We start from the raw sequence: 19,062 nt of genomic DNA on the forward strand, positions 1-19,062 counted from the left end.
TGGCAAATAGTACAGCCCGTTTTCAGGCGGCTGACCCATTCTGGTTCGAGGCGAAATACCCCGAAAGGGCCTCTGTTGGTTTAAAATAATGAGTGGCGTAAGCCGTCAGAGTACCGATCGGCCAATCAGCCCCGGCTAACTCGGCGTTGATAATGTCGGTTTATCATCACACGCAAATTGCACAGCCAGTTTGAGCAGCGTGGGTGCTGGCTTCGATGGTGTCAGATTCATTCACAGATAAATATGGTAGAAAAAAACGTTAGTAACGGTTTTTAATGCTGTTTACAACGGCCCATAGGGCGAATGACAGGAAAGCTATTCGGACACTGCCGAACATACAATAAAGCCATGATGCCATGTCAAAGTGCGATTTTTTGTTATGTCTGGAAGATAAGTGAATAATAAATAACCTCCCGCTGTGTATTTCGTCGTCAATGTTGGATAGCAATCTGACCTTTGGCGCTGTATTTTTGCGCAGAGGGCTTTTTTATGTATTCACTTAAAACAAAATACAATATGAGTATTATGATCGGTTAAACTAGCGCCAGAGCTAGTTATAATGAGTATCCAATGTCATGTCGAATCAAGGTTCTCCGCTAAAACACCTAAATACTTTCGCGCTATCAGCCTATGCGAGCAATGTAATCAGTGCCACTTCAGCTGAAGAGTTAATTAATGCATGGCGTGAGTCAGTCTCTAAGCAACAACCTGTACTTTTGCTTGGAGAAGGCAGCAATGTACTGTTTATTGAAAATTACTCAGGAACAGTGTTACTTAATCGTATTAAGGGCATTACTTTTACTGAAGATGATACTGCTTGGCATCTACATGTTGGAGCAGGAGAGAATTGGCACCAGTTAGTCTGTTTTTCATTGAAAAATAACATGCCGGGCTTAGAGAACTTAGCACTGATCCCCGGATGTGTCGGCTCTGCACCCATCCAAAATATTGGTGCTTATGGTGTTGAACTGCAACAAGTCTGTGAATATGTTGACTTGCTTGATATGGCTAGCGGCCATGTCCAGAGACTTTCTGCGCAAGATTGCCAGTTCGGTTATCGTGACAGTATTTTTAAACATCGCTATGGAAATGGTTTTGCCATCGTAGCCGTGGGCATCAAGTTAATAAAATCTTGGACTCCAACACTGGGCTATGGCGACTTAACTCGTATGGATCCGCTGACTGTCACAGCAGAAGATATTTTCAATTCAGTTTGTGCTATGCGGCGAAGCAAATTACCTGATCCAGCGGTTACTGGTAATGCAGGTAGCTTCTTTAAAAACCCAGTTGTGGATGCACACGTAGCCGAAGAGATTGTAAAACACTATCCCAATGCGCCGCATTATTCACAGCCTGATGGGTCAGTAAAGCTGGCTGCGGGTTGGTTAATTGATCAATGTGCGCTTAAGGGATATCAGATTGGTGGTGCGGCGGTGCATCGGCAACAAGCTTTGGTACTGATTAACCTGGCAGAGGCTACCGGGCAGGATGTCCTGGGCCTTGCTAGTTATATCCGCCAGCAGGTTGCAGAGAAATTTTCTATCTGGTTAGAGCCAGAGGTGCGTTTTATAGCATGTAATGGTGAAGTTAATGCTGTGGAGCATTTGTCGTGAAAGATATTAAAGTTCCCTTACGGTTAATCAGTATCCTCGCCGATGGCGCTTTCCACTCAGGCGAACAACTGGGGGAAATGTTGGGTATGAGTCGCGCCGCGATTAATAAGCACATGCAGAGGATCAGAGAATGGGGACTGGATGTCTTTACTGTTCCTGGCAAGGGTTATAGCCTGCCGGCACCGATTCAATTACTGGATGCAGATGTGATTTCCAGCTATTTACCTGAAGGTAATGTCAGGGTATTACCTGTAATAGATTCGACGAATCAATACCTGTTGGATCGCATCAGCGAACTTCAATCTGGTGATGCCTGTGTTGCAGAATATCAGCATGCTGGCCGAGGGCGACGTGGGCGTCAGTGGATATCTCCTTTTGGTTCAAATCTCTATTTATCAATGTTTTGGCGCCTTGAACAAGGCCCGGCCGCCGCGATGGGGCTTAGTTTAGTCGTTGGTATAGTTATGGCTGAGGTGCTGCATAAACTGGGTGCTGAGCAGGTACGAGTTAAGTGGCCAAATGATTTGTACCTCAATGATAAGAAACTGGCTGGCATATTGGTTGAACTTACTGGAAAAACAGGTGATGCGGCTCAGTTAGTGATTGGTGCGGGCATTAACCTGACCATGCGGGAGTCGACAACGAATGTTATTAATCAGGATTGGATTAATTTACAGGAAGCTGGCGTTATTATCGATCGTAATAAACTGACCGCAGCATTGTTATCTGAATTAAGGTTAGCCGTAGTTAAGTTCGAGAATGAGGGGTTGGCTGCCTTTATTTCTCGCTGGCGGGAAATTGATAATTATCTTGATCGTCCTGTAAAATTAATTATTGGAAACCAAGAGATATTTGGAATAGCTCGAGGTATTGATCAACAAGGCGCATTATTGTTGGAGCAAGACGGTATCGTAAAACCTTATATTGGTGGTGAGATATCGCTTCGTGGGGTTTAATTAAAAATTTAAGCGGGCAGTGATAACTACCCGCTATTTGTTATTTTCTTAGCCGCACACTCTCAACTGCATGATTGGCACTTTTTGTCATTATCAAACTTGCTCTTTCACGAGTTGGTAATATATTCTGCTTTAAATTCAGCCCATTAATCTCTTTCCATAATTGGGTTGCTATCTTGATTGCTTCTGTTTCAGGCAACTTAGCATAGTTATGGAAGTAAGAATCTGGATTAGAAAATGCCCCTTGTCGAAACTTGAGGAACCGATTGATATACCAACTTTGGAGCAGGTCTTCAGGTGCATCGACATATATAGAGAAGTCTACAAAGTCAGAAACAAATACATGGTGAGGATCATGTGGATAATCCATCCCGCTCTGTAATACATTTAATCCTTCTAATATAAGGATGTCCGGCTGGTTAATTATTTTATTACCATCTGGAACAATGTCATATATTAAATGGGAATAAACAGGTGCAGTAACATGGTTAGCCCCTGATTTTACCTCTGAGACAAACTTCACCAAGCTATGCATATCATAGGATTGTGGAAATCCTTTTTTCTTCATCAGCCCGCGCTCATTAAGCACTTTGTTGGGATAAAGAAAACCATCTGTAGTAATCAGCTCTACTTTGCGGTGTTCCGGCCAGCTACTTAGTAAGGCTTGTAGCAAACGTGCGGTAGTGCTTTTCCCTACAGCAACACTGCCTGCAATGCCGATAACATAAGGAATACGCTGCCCATCAGTGCCGAGGAATTGCTCCAGAACTGCCTGGCGACGCAAATTAGAACTGATATAAAAATTAAGTAGACGTGAAAGTGGCAAATAAATTTGTGCCACTTCATCTAATGAAAGGTCTTCGTTAATCCCTTTAAGTTTAACGATTTCTTCTTCTGTCAGTGTCAATGGTACAGAGTTGCGTAAAGCAGCCCACTGAGTACGATCGAACTGTAGATAAGGCGTCGCTAAAGATTGATCTCTTTTTATCATAAGCCAAATTCTGCCTGTTAACGCAGGTTGGGAAAGGCGCTGGACGCCAACTCCAGATAAGAAACAAGCTGCATATTATAGGCAGCTTGCTTTTTGGCGTAGACATTTTTGTACTTAGTGAGTGATTTCTTTGATGTGCGTTGCCATTCCAGCTAATTAAGACGGCCTACGGCGAGCCCTGGAATTCTTTCTCAAGGTAACTCTCGTCACTAACTGGCAATTTCAGTATGTTTTTGATGTACAGAGAATAAACGTTTGAAATAAATTGCTGTTGGGTGATAGCTGCCGTCAGGAGTACAAGCATAATCGGGAATTTCTCCCATGCGATAATAGCCCTGTGTCCGGTAAAAAGACTCGGCGGGAGAACCTGCCTGAGTATCGAGATACAGCAAACCTCGACGAAGTTGTATGGCAGTATTCTCCAGAGCAATAATTAATTTATGCCCAATCCCGCTGCGGCGGCACCGGCTATGCACTAGTAATTTCTGCACTTCAGCTCGATTTAAACCATTTGGTTTCTGGCAAAGCTCTAATTGGATGGTACCGACGATACCTGTGTCATCTCGTGCTATCCATAGCAATAATGTATTTTTTGCGATGGCTGAACCTAGCTTATGGAAATAACTCTCGGCCTCTTCTTGTGAGAGATTTCGAGTGTTAAAACCTATAGATGCACCATGGGATACAGCATCAGTCAATAAAATTGCCAGCTCACTCCGATATATAGGTAACGTTGCCGCATTAAGTAAAACTATCTTCATGATAAAACTCCTCTCCAGTCACTGGACTGCACATATACTTACCAAGCAATAAGTAAGCCAATGATGTAACCGTGTCGCTATATGTGCCGGGATGATAAGTTTTTTGCCAATATGCACTGTCTTGGAGGAATTTCACTATTTTGGGGCAGAACACTGAATTAATTTTCAGCCAATGAGCAATAAGTTTGTGCGGCAATGCGACATAGACCGGTTTTTGGGATGACTTTCATCTGTAAAGTTAGTTAGAATAACAGCGGTGCTGGATGCTAATTAAGCTAATCATGGTTAATAATGCGTCTGACTTTTAAAAAGTGGCTGTTTTATGAGCGAAAGGTCAAGATAAGCAATTTTTTTGTTGCATCATCGGCCCACTCTACCTAGAATGCGCTGCACTTGATGCCGGCATAGCTCAGTTGGTAGAGCAACTGACTTGTAATCAGTAGGTCCCGAGTTCGACTCTTGGTGCCGGCACCATTCAAGTATAAAAATTAGGTGGGGTTCCCGAGCGGCCAAAGGGAGCAGACTGTAAATCTGCCGTCATCGACTTCGAAGGTTCGAATCCTTCCCCCACCACCATATTTAACCTTGAGTCTCAGGGTGATTCAGAAGATCGAACCCCCAATACACACTCAAGGCGAGAACTAGGTTCTCGATGAAGAGTGAAGTGGCCAAGCCCTTCCTTTCAAGTTTCTGCAGATTAAGTCAGGTAGCCGAGTTCTAAGATGCGGGCATCGTATAATGGCTATTACCTCAGCCTTCCAAGCTGATGATGTGGGTTCGATTCCCACTGCCCGCTCCAAGATGTGCTGATATAGCTCAGTTGGTAGAGCGCACCCTTGGTAAGGGTGAGGTCGGCAGTTCGAATCTGCCTATCAGCACCATTTCTCATTCTCTCGTCCCCTGATTTTCTTTCTGTGTTATGGATTCATCAAGCATGCGCTTGGTTGATGTGGTGAAACCACCGATTCCGTGTCTTAGAGGGACAATCGATGTCTAAAGAAAAGTTTGAACGTACAAAACCGCACGTTAATGTGGGTACTATCGGCCACGTTGACCATGGTAAAACTACCCTAACTGCTGCGATTACCACCGTACTTGCTAAAACTTACGGCGGTAGTGCTCGTGCATTCGACCAGATCGACAACGCTCCGGAAGAGAAAGCGCGTGGTATCACCATCAACACTTCGCATGTTGAATATGACACCCCAGCACGTCACTATGCGCACGTTGACTGCCCAGGGCATGCCGACTACGTCAAAAACATGATTACCGGTGCTGCGCAGATGGATGGCGCGATCCTGGTTGTTGCTGCAACTGATGGCCCAATGCCACAGACTCGCGAGCACATCCTGTTGGGTCGTCAAGTGGGTGTTCCTTACATCTTAGTCTTCCTGAACAAGTGTGACATGGTTGACGACGAAGAGTTGCTGGAACTGGTTGAAATGGAAGTTCGTGAGCTTCTGTCTCAATACGATTTCCCTGGCGATGACACTCCGGTTATTCGTGGTTCCGCGCTGAAAGCGCTGGAAGGCGAGGCCGAGTGGGAAGCCAAAATTATTGAACTTGCTGAAGCACTGGATAGCTACATTCCACAGCCAGAGCGCGCGATTGATAAACCATTCTTGCTGCCAATCGAAGACGTATTCTCTATCTCAGGCCGTGGAACAGTTGTTACCGGGCGTGTTGAGCGCGGTATCGTCAGAGTGGGCGAAGAAGTTGAAATCGTGGGTATCATCGACACCATTAAAACCACTTGTACCGGTGTTGAAATGTTCCGCAAACTGCTGGACGAAGGCCGTGCCGGTGAGAACGTTGGTGTTCTGCTGCGCGGTACTAAACGCGATGACGTGCAACGTGGTCAAGTGTTGGCTAAACCAGGTTCTATTAAGCCGCATACCAAATTTGAGTCAGAAGTTTATATTCTGAGCAAAGATGAAGGTGGTCGTCATACTCCGTTCTTCAAAGGTTACCGTCCACAGTTCTACTTCCGTACAACTGACGTGACCGGTACCATCGAACTGCCAGACGGTGTTGAGATGGTGATGCCAGGTGATAACATTCAAATGATTGTTAACCTGATTGCGCCTATTGCAATGGATGACGGTCTACGATTTGCAATTCGTGAAGGCGGTCGCACAGTAGGTGCGGGCGTTGTTGCTAAAGTCATTGAATAAGATTTGACGCGACATGCGATAAAAGGGCATCATTTGATGCCCTTTTTCTACGTTGTCATACTAGAACCTATCTCATCAGTGGTTTTTTCATCATAATTATTGGTGAGATGGGCTCTGGAAGTACGGCGAATAGTGCTGAGTGGTGCCGATTAGAGCGTTTCTAGAGCATCCTTCGGCTTGGTTTGCTTTGCGGTGCGAAGCAAAGTTGTTTGTTCTGAATCATAGTGACAGGTTGGTTTATGAGTGCGAATACCGAGGCTCCAGGGAGCGGACGCGGCCTGGAAACGGCTAAATGGCTAATTGTTGCTGTACTTTTAGTTACAGCTATTGTTGGCAATTATTATTACCGTGATTTCAGCTTGCCGCTGCGCGCGTTGGCAGTTGTAGTAATTATCGCTGTTGCCGGTGCTGTTGCATTGATGACGGCAAAAGGCAAAGCCACTGTAGCGTTTGCTCGTGAAGCTCGCACGGAAGTGCGTAAAGTGATTTGGCCTACCCGTCAGGAAACTCTGCACACAACGTTAATCGTTGCTGCGGTAACTGCTGTAATGTCACTGATTCTATGGGGGCTAGATGGTATTCTAGTCCGCTTGGTATCATTTATTACTGGCCTGAGGTTCTAAGATGTCTGAAGCACCCAAAAAGCGTTGGTACGTCGTTCAGGCGTTTTCCGGTTTTGAAGGCCGCGTAGCTCAGTCGCTGCGTGAGCACATCAAGTTACATGACATGGAAGAGCTATTTGGCGAAGTCATGGTTCCAACGGAAGAAGTCGTCGAAATTCGCGGCGGTCAACGTCGTAAAAGTGAACGTAAATTCTTCCCAGGCTATGTACTGGTACAGATGGTGATGAACGATGCCAGCTGGCACTTAGTGCGTAGCGTTCCACGTGTAATGGGCTTTATCGGTGGTACATCCGATCGCCCGGCACCAATCAGTGATAAAGAAGTTGATGCGATAATGAATCGTCTTCAGCAAGTGGGTGATAAACCACGTCCTAAAACACTGTTTGAACCAGGTGAACTGGTACGTGTTAGTGATGGTCCATTTGCAGACTTCAACGGTGTTGTCGAAGAAGTGGATTACGAGAAGAGCCGTTTGAAAGTCTCTGTTTCCATCTTTGGTCGTGCAACTCCGGTCGAATTGGATTTCAGTCAGGTAGAAAAAGGCTGATTCATTTTTCACCATTGGTTGAAATTTGAGTCTTGTCTTAGGCGCGAAATTACAATATAATTTCGCGCCTTTTGTTTTTAAATGTCTTGCTTTTGTCATCCGTGGCAACTTATTTCATAGTAAATAATAGCGAGACAAAACACGGGGAGCCTCGAACGCGAGGCGATACTACCCAAATCGAGGAAATCGTAAATGGCTAAGAAAGTACAAGCCTATGTCAAGCTGCAAGTTGCAGCTGGTATGGCAAACCCAAGCCCACCAGTCGGTCCGGCTCTGGGTCAGCAGGGTGTTAACATCATGGAGTTCTGTAAAGCGTTCAATGCTAAGACTGAAAGCATTGAAAAAGGCCTGCCGATCCCAGTTGTTATTACTGTTTACTCTGATCGCTCTTTCACCTTCGTTACTAAAACCCCGCCAGCAGCAGTTCTGCTGAAAAAAGCGGCAGGTATTAAGTCTGGTTCCGGCAAGCCGAACAAAGACAAAGTAGGGACTGTGACCGGTGCTCAGGTCCGTGAAATCGCAGAAACCAAAGCTGCGGATATGACTGGTTCTGACGTTGACGCTATGATGCGTTCAATCGAAGGTACTGCTCGTTCCATGGGCCTGGTAGTGGAGGGTTAATAAATGGCTAAGCTGACCAAGCGCATGCGCGTGATCCGTGACAAAGTTGATGTTACTAAGCAATACGATATCAACGAAGCTGTTGCCCTGCTGAAAGAGCTGGCTACTGCTAAATTCGTAGAAAGCGTGGACGTTGCCGTTAACCTCGGTATCGATGCACGTAAATCTGACCAAAACGTTCGTGGCGCGACTGTGTTGCCACATGGTACTGGCCGTTCAGTACGCGTTGCTGTTTTCGCTCAGGGTGCAAACGCTGAAGCTGCGAAAGAAGCAGGCGCTGAATTGGTAGGTATGGACGACCTGGCTGATATGATCAAGAAAGGCGAAATGAACTTCGACGTTGTTATTGCTTCTCCAGATGCAATGCGCGTTGTTGGTCAATTGGGCCAAATCTTGGGCCCACGTGGTCTGATGCCAAACCCGAAAGTGGGTACCGTGACTCCTAACGTTGCAGAAGCAGTTAAGAATGCTAAAGCAGGTCAGGTTCGTTATCGCAACGACAAAAACGGTATTATCCACACGACCATTGGTAAAGTTGATTTCGACTCAGATAAGTTGAGAGAAAACTTAGAATCTCTGGTTGTTGCGCTGAAGCGTGCTAAACCTGCTACAGCGAAAGGCGTTTATATCAAGAAAATCAGCCTGTCCACCACCATGGGCGCCGGCGTTGCTATTGATCAAAGCGGCCTGACTGCAGTAGTGAGCTAATCACTAATTGCTTTTATCGCTTTACGTGGGCGTAAGGTTTGTCTAGAATCTTACGCCCATGCTTCTGTTGATGATGTTTTTGTTTTTAACAAATGTTCCATCAACAGAGAAACAGAATTTTTCGGTTGGAGCTTGGCCTTATCCAAGCCTCCGTCCAAGACCGCAGGTGTGTTTAGAACATTTATGTTGTAAAACACTTAATTTCCTGCGTAGACGGTGACAGAACCTGAAGACATTTTTTTTAAAATACTCTTTGCCGGATTCTGCTCACCGTGTTTCAACGCCCGCTCATTACAATTTAGTAATGTTTTGGGTGACGTGAGTTCCGGGGAATTAATCCCCGGTTAATCCAGGAGCAAGAACTAATGGCACTAAATCTTCAAGGCAAACAAGCGATTGTTGCTGAAGTTAAAGAAGTAGCCAAAGGTGCGCTGTCTGCGGTTGTTGCGGATTCTCGTGGCGTTACCGTGGATAAAATGACTGAACTGCGTAAAGCAGGTCGTGAAGCTGGCGTTCATATGCAAGTTGTTCGTAACACCTTGCTGCGTCGCATTGTTGAAGGCACTCCATTCGAATGCCTGAAAGACACGTTTGTTGGTCCAACCTTGATTGCATTCTCTTCAGAACACCCGGGCGCAGCTGCTCGTCTGTTCAAAGCATTTGCTAAAGATAATGCAAAATTCGAGGTTAAAGCAGCAGCCTTTGAAGGCGAGTTAATCCCTGCGGCTCAGATCGACCGCCTGGCAACTCTGCCGACCTACGAAGAAGCAATCGCACGTCTGATGGGAACCATGAAAGAAGCCGCTGCTGGCAAATTGGTTCGTACATTGGCTGCGCTGCGTGATCAGAAAGAAGCTGAAGCGGCTTAATCGCCCTCTGTTTTTTCCGACACTGCTTTTTACCGTATAAACTATTTCTGTATTTTAGGAACACTTGTTATGTCAACTATCACTAAAGACCAAATTCTTGAAGGCGTTGCAGCTCTGTCTGTAATGGAAATCGTTGAACTGATCTCTGCTATGGAAGAGAAATTCGGCGTTTCAGCTGCTGCTGTTGCTGCAGGTCCTGCTGCTGCTGCTGAAGCTGCAGAAGAGCAAACTGAATTCAACGTTGTTCTGGCTTCATTCGGCGAGAACAAAGTTGCAGTAATCAAAGCTGTTCGCGGCGCAACTGGCCTGGGCTTGAAAGAAGCTAAAGACCTGGTTGAATCTGCACCTGCAGTTCTGAAAGAAGGCGTGAACAAAGACGAAGCTGATTCTCTGAAAAAATCTCTGGAAGAAGCTGGTGCTTCTGTTGAGATCAAGTAAGTTAAGCTTTGAGTTTGCAGCCTAACTTATAGGCTGATGGCTGGACTTATAGGCTGATGGCTGGTGACTTTTAGTCATCAGCCTTTTTGCGCTGTAGGGCGTTAGTTGCATTTCACACTGTTTAGCGACTAACTAACCCCCAATATTCCTTTCTATTGACGACTTAATATACTGCGTTCTCAGCTACGACCCACTCGGGTAGCTCGGTAGTCAAAGTAACGCGATGAAATGGTTTAAGAGTGATAGAAAAGAGTATTTCGAGAAGTGATTCGACTTCTCACTAAACAATAGTGTTGCATGACCTGTCCTAGTTTTAGGGCGGACAGAGTGGGTCACTGATCAGCGAGCTGAGGAACCCTATGGTTTACTCCTATACCGAGAAAAAACGTATTCGTAAGGATTTTGGTAAACGTCCACAAGTTTTGGACATACCTTATCTCCTTTCTATCCAACTTGACTCGTTCCAGAAGTTTATCGAGCAAGATCCCGAAGGACAGCACGGCCTAGAAGCAGCATTCCGTTCTGTGTTTCCAATCCAGAGCTACAGCGGCAATTCGGAGCTGCAATACGTTAGCTACCGTCTTGGTGAGCCTGTATTTGACGTCAAAGAGTGCCAGATCCGTGGTGTGACTTATTCCGCACCGCTGCGCGTAAAACTACGCCTGGTAATCTATGAGCGCGAAGCTCCGGAAGGTACGGTCAAAGACATCAAAGAACAAGAAGTCTACATGGGTGAAATTCCACTCATGACCGAAAACGGTACCTTTGTCATTAACGGTACTGAGAGGGTTATCGTATCTCAGCTGCACCGTAGTCCTGGCGTATTCTTTGACAGTGATAAGGGTAAAACCCATTCATCGGGTAAAGTGCTGTACAACGCACGTATCATCCCTTACCGCGGTTCATGGTTAGATTTCGAGTTTGACCCGAAAGACAACTTGTTTGTCCGTATTGACCGTCGTCGTAAATTGCCAGCAACCATCATTCTGCGTGCATTGAATTTCACCACTACACAGATCCTGGATCTGTTCTTCGAGAAAGTGGTCTTTGAGATTCGTGATAACAAGCTGCAGATGGAATTGGTTCCAGAGCGTCTGCGCGGTGAAACGGCTTCCTTTGATATTGAAGCGAATGGCAAGGTTTACGTCGAGAAAGCGCGTCGTATTACTGCTCGTCATATTCGCCAGCTTGAAAAAGACGGCATCGATCGCATCGAAGTTCCAGTTGAATACATTGCTGGCAAAGTAGTTGCAAAAGACTACATCGATGAGAACACCGGCGAACTTATCTGTGCAGCCAACATGGAGCTGTCACTGGATCTGTTGGCTAAGCTGAGCCAGTCTGGCCACAAGCAAATCGAAACATTGTTCACCAACGACCTGGATCACGGTGCTTATATCTCCGAGACCCTGCGTGTTGACCCAACCAGCGATCGTCTGAGCGCTTTGGTTGAGATCTATCGCATGATGCGTCCTGGTGAGCCGCCAACTCGTGAAGCAGCTGAAAATCTGTTCGAGAACCTGTTCTTCTCTGAAGACCGCTATGATTTATCTGCGGTTGGCCGGATGAAGTTCAACCGTTCACTGCTGCGCGACGAGATCGAAGGTTCTGGTATCCTGAGCAAAGAAGACATCACAGAAGTGATGAAAAAGCTCATCGATATCCGTAACGGTAAAGGCGAAGTGGATGATATCGACCACTTAGGCAACCGTCGTATTCGTTCCGTTGGCGAAATGGCTGAAAACCAGTTCCGTGTAGGTCTGGTTCGTGTTGAGCGTGCGGTTAAAGAGCGTTTGTCTCTGGGCGACCTTGACACCCTGATGCCTCAGGACATGATCAACGCCAAGCCAATTTCGGCCGCGGTGAAAGAGTTCTTCGGTTCCAGCCAGTTGTCCCAATTTATGGACCAGAACAACCCGTTGTCTGAAATCACGCATAAGCGTCGTATTTCTGCATTGGGCCCGGGCGGTTTGACCCGTGAACGTGCTGGCTTTGAAGTTCGAGACGTTCACCCGACTCACTACGGTCGTGTATGTCCAATCGAAACGCCAGAAGGTCCAAACATCGGTCTGATCAACTCCTTGTCCGTGTACGCACAGACCAATGAGTATGGTTTCCTGGAAACTCCGTATCGTCGCGTACGTGACGGTGTGGTGACTGATGAAATCAACTATCTGTCTGCTATTGAAGAAGGCAACTTCGTTATCGCTCAGGCGAACTCCAACTTGGACGAAGACGGCCGCTTCATCGAAGACTTAGTCACTTGTCGTAGCAAAGGCGAATCAAGCCTGTTCAGCCGCGACCAAGTTGACTACATGGACGTTTCCACTCAACAGGTGGTGTCCGTTGGTGCTTCTCTGATTCCATTCTTGGAACACGATGACGCCAACCGCGCCTTGATGGGTGCGAACATGCAACGTCAGGCGGTTCCAACTCTGCGTGCTGATAAGCCGCTGGTAGGTACCGGTATGGAACGTGCAGTAGCGGTTGACTCAGGGGTAACCTCTGTAGCCAAACGTGGCGGTACTGTTCAGTACGTCGATGCATCCCGTATCGTGATTAAAGTCAACGAAGACGAGATGTACCCGGGCGAAGCAGGTATTGATATCTACAACCTGACCAAATACACCCGTTCTAACCAGAACACCTGTATCAACCAGATGCCGTGTGTGAATCTGGGTGAGCCAATCGAGCGCGGTGACGTGCTGGCAGATGGCCCATCAACAGACCTGGGCGAGCTGGCATTGGGTCAGAACATGCGCGTAGCCTTCATGCCTTGGAACGGTTACAACTTCGAAGACTCCATCTTAGTCTCCGAGCGTGTGGTTCAAGAAGATCGCTTCACTACTATCCACATTCAGGAATTGGCATGTGTGTCTCGTGACACCAAGTTAGGGCCTGAAGAGATAACTGCTGATATCCCGAACGTGGGTGAAGCGGCGCTCTCTAAACTGGATGAATCCGGTATCGTATATATCGGTGCTGAAGTGACTGGCGGTGACATTCTGGTTGGTAAGGTAACACCTAAAGGTGAAACCCAGCTGACCCCAGAAGAGAAGCTGTTACGTGCGATCTTCGGTGAGAAAGCGTCTGATGTTAAAGACTCTTCTCTGCGTGTACCAAACGGCGTTTCCGGTACGGTTATTGACGTGCAGGTCTTTACTCGCGACGGCGTAGAAAAAGATAAGCGTGCGTTGGAAATCGAAGAAATGCAGCTAAAGCAGGCTAAGAAAGACCTGACTGAAGAATTGCAGATTCTGGAAGCTGGCCTGTTTGCACGTATCCACGCCGTGCTGGTTTCTGGTGGTATCGAAGCTGACAAGCTGAGCAAACTGCCACGTGACCGCTGGTTGGAACTGGGCCTGACCGACGAAGACAAGCAAAACCAACTGGAACAGTTGGCAGAGCAGTACGACGAAATGAAATCCGAATTCGAGAAGAAGATGGATGCCAAGCGTCGTAAAATCACCCAAGGCGATGATCTGGCACCAGGTGTGCTGAAAATCGTTAAAGTGTATCTGGCAGTTAAACGTCAGATTCAACCGGGTGACAAGATGGCAGGTCGTCACGGTAACAAAGGTGTTATCTCCAAGATCAACCCGATCGAAGATATGCCTTACGATGAAAACGGTACGCCGGTAGACATCGTTCTGAACCCGCTGGGCGTACCATCGCGTATGAACATCGGTCAGATTTTGGAAACCCACTTAGGGATGGCAGCGAAAGGCATCGGCGAGAAAATCAACGCCATGCTGAAGAAGCAGGAAGAAGTTGCCAAACTGCGTGAGTTCATCCAGAAAGCCTACGATCTGGGCGACAACGTTTGTCAGAAAGTTGATCTGAGCACCTTCACCGATGACGAAGTACTGCGTCTGGCTGAGAACCTGAAAAAAGGTATGCCAATCGCAACACCAGTCTTCGATGGCGCGACAGAGAAAGAAATCAAGGAACTGTTACAGCTGGGTGGCCTGCCGACTTCCGGTCAGATTACCTTGTTTGACGGCCGTACCGGTGAGCAGTTCGAGCGCCAGGTTACTGTCGGCTACATGTACATGCTGAAACTGAACCACTTGGTTGATGACAAAATGCATGCGCGTTCTACCGGTTCTTATAGCTTGGTTACTCAGCAGCCGCTGGGTGGTAAAGCGCAGTTCGGTGGTCAGCGTTTCGGTGAGATGGAAGTGTGGGCGTTGGAAGCTTATGGCGCCGCGTACACCTTGCAAGAAATGCTTACCGTCAAGTCCGACGATGTAAACGGCCGTACCAAGATGTACAAGAACATCGTGGATGGCGATCACCGTATGGAACCAGGCATGCCGGAGTCCTTCAACGTATTGTTGAAAGAAATCCGCTCGCTGGGCATCAATATCGAGCTGGAAGAAGAGTAATTCTTCTCCAGACGGTAGCCTCTCATAGCCGGGAGTCTACTGGTGGTTCGCACTGGTCACAGGGGCGCTCAAACCTAGGTTTTATATTCTTAGGTTTGGGCGCCTATCAGGTCTAACTCCGACAGGAGCCAATCCGTGAAAGACTTATTAAAGTTTCTGAAAGCGCAAACTAAGACCGAAGAGTTTGATGCGATCAAAATTGCTCTGGCCTCGCCAGACATGATCCGTTCTTGGTCGTTCGGCGAAGTTAAAAAGCCGGAAACCATTAACTACCGTACGTTCAAACCAGAACGTGACGGCCTTTTCTGCGCCCGTATCTTTGGCCCAGTAAAAGATTACGAATGCCTGTGCGGTAAGTACAAGCGTTTGAAACACCGCGGTGTTATTTGTGAGAAATGCGGCGTTGAAGTGACTCAAACCAAAGTACGCCGTGAGCGTATGGGTCACATCGAACTGGCTTCTCCGACTGCGCACATCTGGTTCCTGAAATCCTTGCCTTCGCGCATCGGTTTGTTGCTGGATATGCCATTACGTGACATCGAACGTGTACTGTACTTCGAATCTTATGTTGTTATCGAAGGCGGCATGACCAACCTGGAACGTCGTCAGATCCTGACTGAAGAGCAGTATCTGGACGCGTTAGAAGAGTTTGGTGATGAGTTCGACGCGAAAATGGGCGCCGAAGCTATTCAGGCCCTGTTGAAAAACATGGATCTGGAAGCTGAGTGCGAGATCCTGCGCGAAGAATTGAACGAAACAAATTCTGAAACCAAGCGTATCAAGCTGCTGGAAGCGTTCGTACAGTCTGGCAACAAGCCAGAGTGGATGATCCTGACCGTGTTGCCTGTGTTGCCGCCAGATCTGCGTCCATTGGTTCCATTGGATGGCGGTCGTTTTGCGACTTCTGACCTGAACGATTTGTATCGTCGCGTGATCAACCGTAACAACCGTCTGAAGCGCCTGCTGGACTTGGCTGCTCCTGACATCATCGTGCGCAACGAAAAGCGTATGCTGCAAGAAGCAGTAGACGCATTGCTGGATAACGGCCGTCGCGGTCGTGCGATTACCGGCTCTAACAAGCGTCCGTTGAAGTCACTGGCTGACATGATCAAAGGTAAGCAAGGTCGTTTCCGTCAGAACTTGCTGGGTAAACGTGTTGACTACTCAGGCCGTTCGGTTATCACCGTTGGGCCATACCTGCGTCTGCATCAGTGCGGTCTGCCGAAGAAAATGGCTCTTGAGCTGTTCAAACCGTTCATCTACGGCAAGCTGGAACTGCGTGGTCTTGCTACCACCATCAAAGCTGCCAAGAAGATGGTTGAGCGCGAAGAAGCCGTTGTTTGGGATATCTTGGATGAAGTTATCCGCGAACACCCAGTACTGCTGAACCGTGCACCAACCCTTCACCGTTTGGGTATCCAGGCGTTTGAACCGGTTCTGATTGAAGGTAAAGCAATCCAGCTGCATCCGCTGGTTTGTGCGGCATATAACGCCGACTTCGATGGTGACCAAATGGCAGTCCACGTACCGCTGACACTGGAAGCTCAGTTAGAAGCGCGTGCGTTGATGATGTCTACCAACAACATCCTGTCACCTGCGAACGGCGAGCCAATCATCGTTCCTTCTCAGGACGTTGTATTGGGTCTGTATTACATGACCCGCGACTGTGTTAACGCCAAAGGCGAAGGCATGGTACTGACTGGCCCGAAAGAAGCCGAACGTATTTATCGTTCTGGCCATGCGTCACTGCATGCGCGGGTAAAAGTCCGTATTACTGAAGAAATTCGTAATATCGAAGGCGAAAGCATTACGCGTACCAGCCTCATCGATACGACTGTAGGCCGTGCTATTTTGTGGATGATCGTCCCGAAAGGCCTGCCTTACTCTATCGTGAACCAGCCGCTGGGCAAGAAAGCTATCTCCAAGATGCTGAACACTTGTTACCGCATCCTGGGCTTGAAGCCAACAGTTATCTTTGCTGACCAGATCATGTACACCGGTTTTGCTTACGCAGCCCGCTCAGGCGCCTCTGTAGGTATCGATGACATGGTTATCCCAGATGCGAAAGCAGGGATCATCGAAGAAGCTGAAACTGAAGTTGCCGAGATCCAGGAACAGTTCCAATCTGGTCTGGTAACCGCAGGCGAACGTTATAACAAAGTGATCGATATCTGGGCCGCGGCCAACGAACGTGTTGCCAAGGCGATGATGGATAACTTGTCCGTTGAAGACGTCATCAACAGTAAAGGTGAAGTGGAGCAACAAGTTTCCTTCAACAGCATCTTTATGATGGCCGACTCCGGTGCGCGTGGTTCTGCTGCACAGATTCGTCAGCTGGCAGGTATGCGTGGTCTGATGGCTAAGCCAGATGGCTCGATCATTGAAACGCCAATCACTGCGAACTTCCGTGAAGGTTTGAACGTACTTCAGTACTTCATCTCAACCCACGGTGCTCGTAAAGGTTTGGCGGATACCGCATTGAAAACTGCGAACTCCGGTTACCTGACCCGTCGTTTAGTTGACGTGGCACAGGATCTGGTGGTGACTGAGGACGATTGTGGTACCCATAACGGTATCGTGATGACCCCGGTTATCGAAGGTGGTGATGTTAAAGAGCCACTGCGTGATCGCGTACTGGGTCGTGTGACCGCAGAAGAAGTTATCAAGCCGGGTACGGCTGATATTCTGGTTCCGCGTAACACCCTGCTGGACGAAAAATGGTGTGATCTGTTAGAAGAAAACTCCGTCGACAGCGTTAAAGTTCGCTCCGTAGTAAGCTGTGAAACTGACTTCGGTGTGTGTGCTAACTGCTATGGTCGCGACCTGGCACGTGGCCACATCATCAACAAAGGTGAAGCGGTTGGTGTTATTGCAGCACAGTCCATCGGTGAGCCGGGTACCCAGCTTACGATGTGTACGTTCCACATCGGTGGTGCGGCATCTCGTGCGGCAGCAGAATCCAGCATTCAGGTTAAGAACAAAGGTACCCTGAAGCTGAGCAACGTCAAATTCGTTACTAACGCAGCAGGTAAGCTGGTTATTACTTCTCGTAATACCGAGCTGAAACTGATTGACGAATTCGGTCGTACTAAAGAAAGCTACAAAGTGCCTTACGGTGCGGTAATGGCTAAAGGCGATGGCGCGGAAGTACAGGGCGGCGAAACCGTTGCTAACTGGGATCCGCACATCATGCCAGTTGTGACCGAAGTGAGCGGTTTCATCCGCTTTGCGGACATGGTTGACGGCCAAACCATTACCCGCCAGACCGACGAACTGACTGGTTTGTCTTCTCTGGTAGTACTGGACTCAGCAGAGCGTACCGGTAGCGGTAAAGACCTGCGTCCGGCACTGAAAATCGTTGATGCCAACGGTAATGATGTATTGATCCCAGGTACTGATATGCCTGCTCAATACTTCCTGCCAGGTAAAGCGATTGTTCAGCTGGAAGACGGCATTCAGATCGGCGCGGGTGATACCTTGGCGCGTATTCCGCAAGAATCAAGCGGTACCAAGGATATTACCGGTGGTCTGCCACGTGTTGCTGACTTGTTCGAAGCACGTCGTCCGAAAGAGCCTGCAATCTTGGCTGAAATCAGCGGGATTATCTCGTTCGGTAAAGAGACCAAAGGCAAACGTCGTCTGGTTATCTCACCGTTAGATGGTAGCGATGCATACGAAGAGATGATTCCTAAATGGCGTCAGCTCAACGTGTTCGAAGGTGAAATTGTAGAACGCGGTGACGTGGTTTCCGACGGCCCAGAATCTCCACACGATATTCTGCGTCTACGTGGCGTTCACGCCGTGACCCGTTACATCACCAACGAAGTGCAGGAAGTTTACCGTCTGCAAGGCGTTAAGATTAACGATAAACACATTGAAGTTATCGTTCGTCAGATGTTGCGTAAAGGCACCATCGTTGATGCAGGTAGCACCGACTTCCTGGAAGGCGAGCAGGCAGAAATGTCTCGCGTTAAAATCGCTAACCGTAAGCTGGCAGCTGAAGGCAAAATCGAGGCCACGTTCACACGTGACCTGCTGGGTATCACCAAGGCATCCTTGGCGACCGAGTCCTTCATCTCTGCGGCTTCGTTCCAGGAAACCACGCGCGTTCTTACTGAAGCGGCTGTTGCCGGTAAACGTGATGAACTGCGTGGCCTGAAAGAAAACGTAATCGTGGGCCGTCTGATCCCAGCCGGTACCGGTTATGCTTATCATCAGGATCGTATGCGCCGTAAAGCTCTGGGTGAAGCACCAGTGGTTCCGCAAGTTAGCGCGGACGAAGCAACTGCTAACCTGGCTGAATTGCTCAACGCCGGTTTTGGTAACAGCAAAGATTAATTTCTTTGTTGGTCACCAACGTAAAAACCGCTCCT

Annotated in this window: 13 protein-coding genes and 4 tRNA genes; 15 read left to right on the top strand and 2 right to left on the bottom strand. The window is 47.9% G+C overall.

What is annotated here, in order from left to right; genetic code table 11:
• Positions 1-575 precede the first annotated feature (575 nt).
• Both murB and birA read left to right on the top strand, forming a co-directional pair.
• Positions 576-1,613, top strand: a complete 1,038-nt coding sequence (murB, locus tag YROHD0001_RS01750) for a UDP-N-acetylmuramate dehydrogenase (protein ID WP_004716469.1) — start codon at positions 576-578, stop codon at positions 1,611-1,613.
• Positions 1,610-2,569: a bifunctional biotin--[acetyl-CoA-carboxylase] ligase/biotin operon repressor BirA gene (birA, locus tag YROHD0001_RS01745; RefSeq protein WP_032818154.1), complete on the top strand. Its 960-nt coding sequence runs from the start codon at positions 1,610-1,612 to the stop codon at positions 2,567-2,569. The genes murB and birA overlap by 4 nt, the downstream gene beginning before the upstream one ends.
• A gap of 40 nt (positions 2,570-2,609) precedes the next feature.
• Here birA and coaA read toward each other — a convergent pair whose 3' ends face one another.
• Both coaA and YROHD0001_RS01735 read right to left on the bottom strand, forming a co-directional pair.
• Entirely contained in the window at positions 2,610-3,560 is a 951-nt protein-coding gene (gene coaA, locus YROHD0001_RS01740; RefSeq protein WP_004716471.1) for a type I pantothenate kinase, read from the bottom strand.
• Between the two features lie 209 nt (positions 3,561-3,769).
• Complete coding sequence (locus YROHD0001_RS01735) at positions 3,770-4,321, bottom strand: GNAT family N-acetyltransferase (protein ID WP_004716472.1); 552 nt, start codon at positions 4,319-4,321, stop codon at positions 3,770-3,772.
• A gap of 398 nt (positions 4,322-4,719) precedes the next feature.
• Between YROHD0001_RS01735 and YROHD0001_RS01730 the strand changes: the two genes are divergently transcribed.
• The 13 genes from YROHD0001_RS01730 to rpoC all read left to right on the top strand — a co-directional run bounded on the left by YROHD0001_RS01730 (position 4,720) and on the right by rpoC (position 19,027).
• A tRNA-Thr gene (locus YROHD0001_RS01730) sits at positions 4,720-4,795 on the top strand.
• A 17-nt stretch (positions 4,796-4,812) separates the two neighbouring features.
• Positions 4,813-4,897, top strand: a tRNA-Tyr gene (locus tag YROHD0001_RS01725).
• Positions 4,898-5,045: 148 nt separating this feature from the next.
• Positions 5,046-5,120, top strand: a tRNA-Gly gene (locus tag YROHD0001_RS01720).
• Positions 5,121-5,126: 6 nt separating this feature from the next.
• Positions 5,127-5,202 (top strand) — tRNA-Thr (locus YROHD0001_RS01715).
• Positions 5,203-5,310: 108 nt separating this feature from the next.
• Entirely contained in the window at positions 5,311-6,495 is a 1,185-nt protein-coding gene (tuf, locus tag YROHD0001_RS01710) for an elongation factor Tu (protein WP_004716473.1), read from the top strand.
• 239 nt (positions 6,496-6,734) lie between these two features.
• On the top strand, positions 6,735-7,118 hold the full coding sequence (secE, locus tag YROHD0001_RS01705; RefSeq protein ID WP_004716474.1) for a preprotein translocase subunit SecE: 384 nt from the start codon (positions 6,735-6,737) through the stop codon (positions 7,116-7,118).
• A gap of 1 nt (position 7,119) precedes the next feature.
• Complete coding sequence (gene nusG, locus YROHD0001_RS01700; protein ID WP_002210671.1) at positions 7,120-7,665, top strand: transcription termination/antitermination protein NusG; 546 nt, start codon at positions 7,120-7,122, stop codon at positions 7,663-7,665.
• A 192-nt stretch (positions 7,666-7,857) separates the two neighbouring features.
• A complete protein-coding gene (rplK, locus tag YROHD0001_RS0118780) occupies positions 7,858-8,286 on the top strand; it encodes a 50S ribosomal protein L11 (protein WP_032818160.1) in 429 nt (142 codons plus the stop codon).
• 3 nt (positions 8,287-8,289) lie between these two features.
• Positions 8,290-8,994 carry a 50S ribosomal protein L1 gene (rplA, locus tag YROHD0001_RS01695; RefSeq protein ID WP_004716476.1) on the top strand — a complete coding sequence of 235 codons (705 nt, stop codon included), beginning with the start codon at positions 8,290-8,292 and terminating at the stop codon, positions 8,992-8,994.
• Between the two features lie 365 nt (positions 8,995-9,359).
• The gene (gene rplJ / locus YROHD0001_RS01690; protein ID WP_004393386.1) at positions 9,360-9,863 is read left to right on the top strand and encodes a 50S ribosomal protein L10; all 504 of its coding nucleotides are present in this window, start codon (positions 9,360-9,362) and stop codon (positions 9,861-9,863) included.
• A 69-nt stretch (positions 9,864-9,932) separates the two neighbouring features.
• Positions 9,933-10,301, top strand: a complete 369-nt coding sequence (gene rplL, locus YROHD0001_RS01685; protein ID WP_004716477.1) for a 50S ribosomal protein L7/L12 — start codon at positions 9,933-9,935, stop codon at positions 10,299-10,301.
• A 359-nt stretch (positions 10,302-10,660) separates the two neighbouring features.
• A complete protein-coding gene (rpoB, locus tag YROHD0001_RS01680) occupies positions 10,661-14,689 on the top strand; it encodes a DNA-directed RNA polymerase subunit beta (RefSeq protein ID WP_032818162.1) in 4,029 nt (1,342 codons plus the stop codon).
• 135 nt (positions 14,690-14,824) lie between these two features.
• Positions 14,825-19,027 carry a DNA-directed RNA polymerase subunit beta' gene (rpoC, locus tag YROHD0001_RS01675; protein WP_004716479.1) on the top strand — a complete coding sequence of 1,401 codons (4,203 nt, stop codon included), beginning with the start codon at positions 14,825-14,827 and terminating at the stop codon, positions 19,025-19,027.
• Positions 19,028-19,062: the final 35 nt, after the last annotated feature.

The organism is Yersinia rohdei ATCC 43380 (assembly GCF_000173775.1).
GTDB lineage: Bacteria > Pseudomonadota > Gammaproteobacteria > Enterobacterales > Enterobacteriaceae > Yersinia > Yersinia rohdei.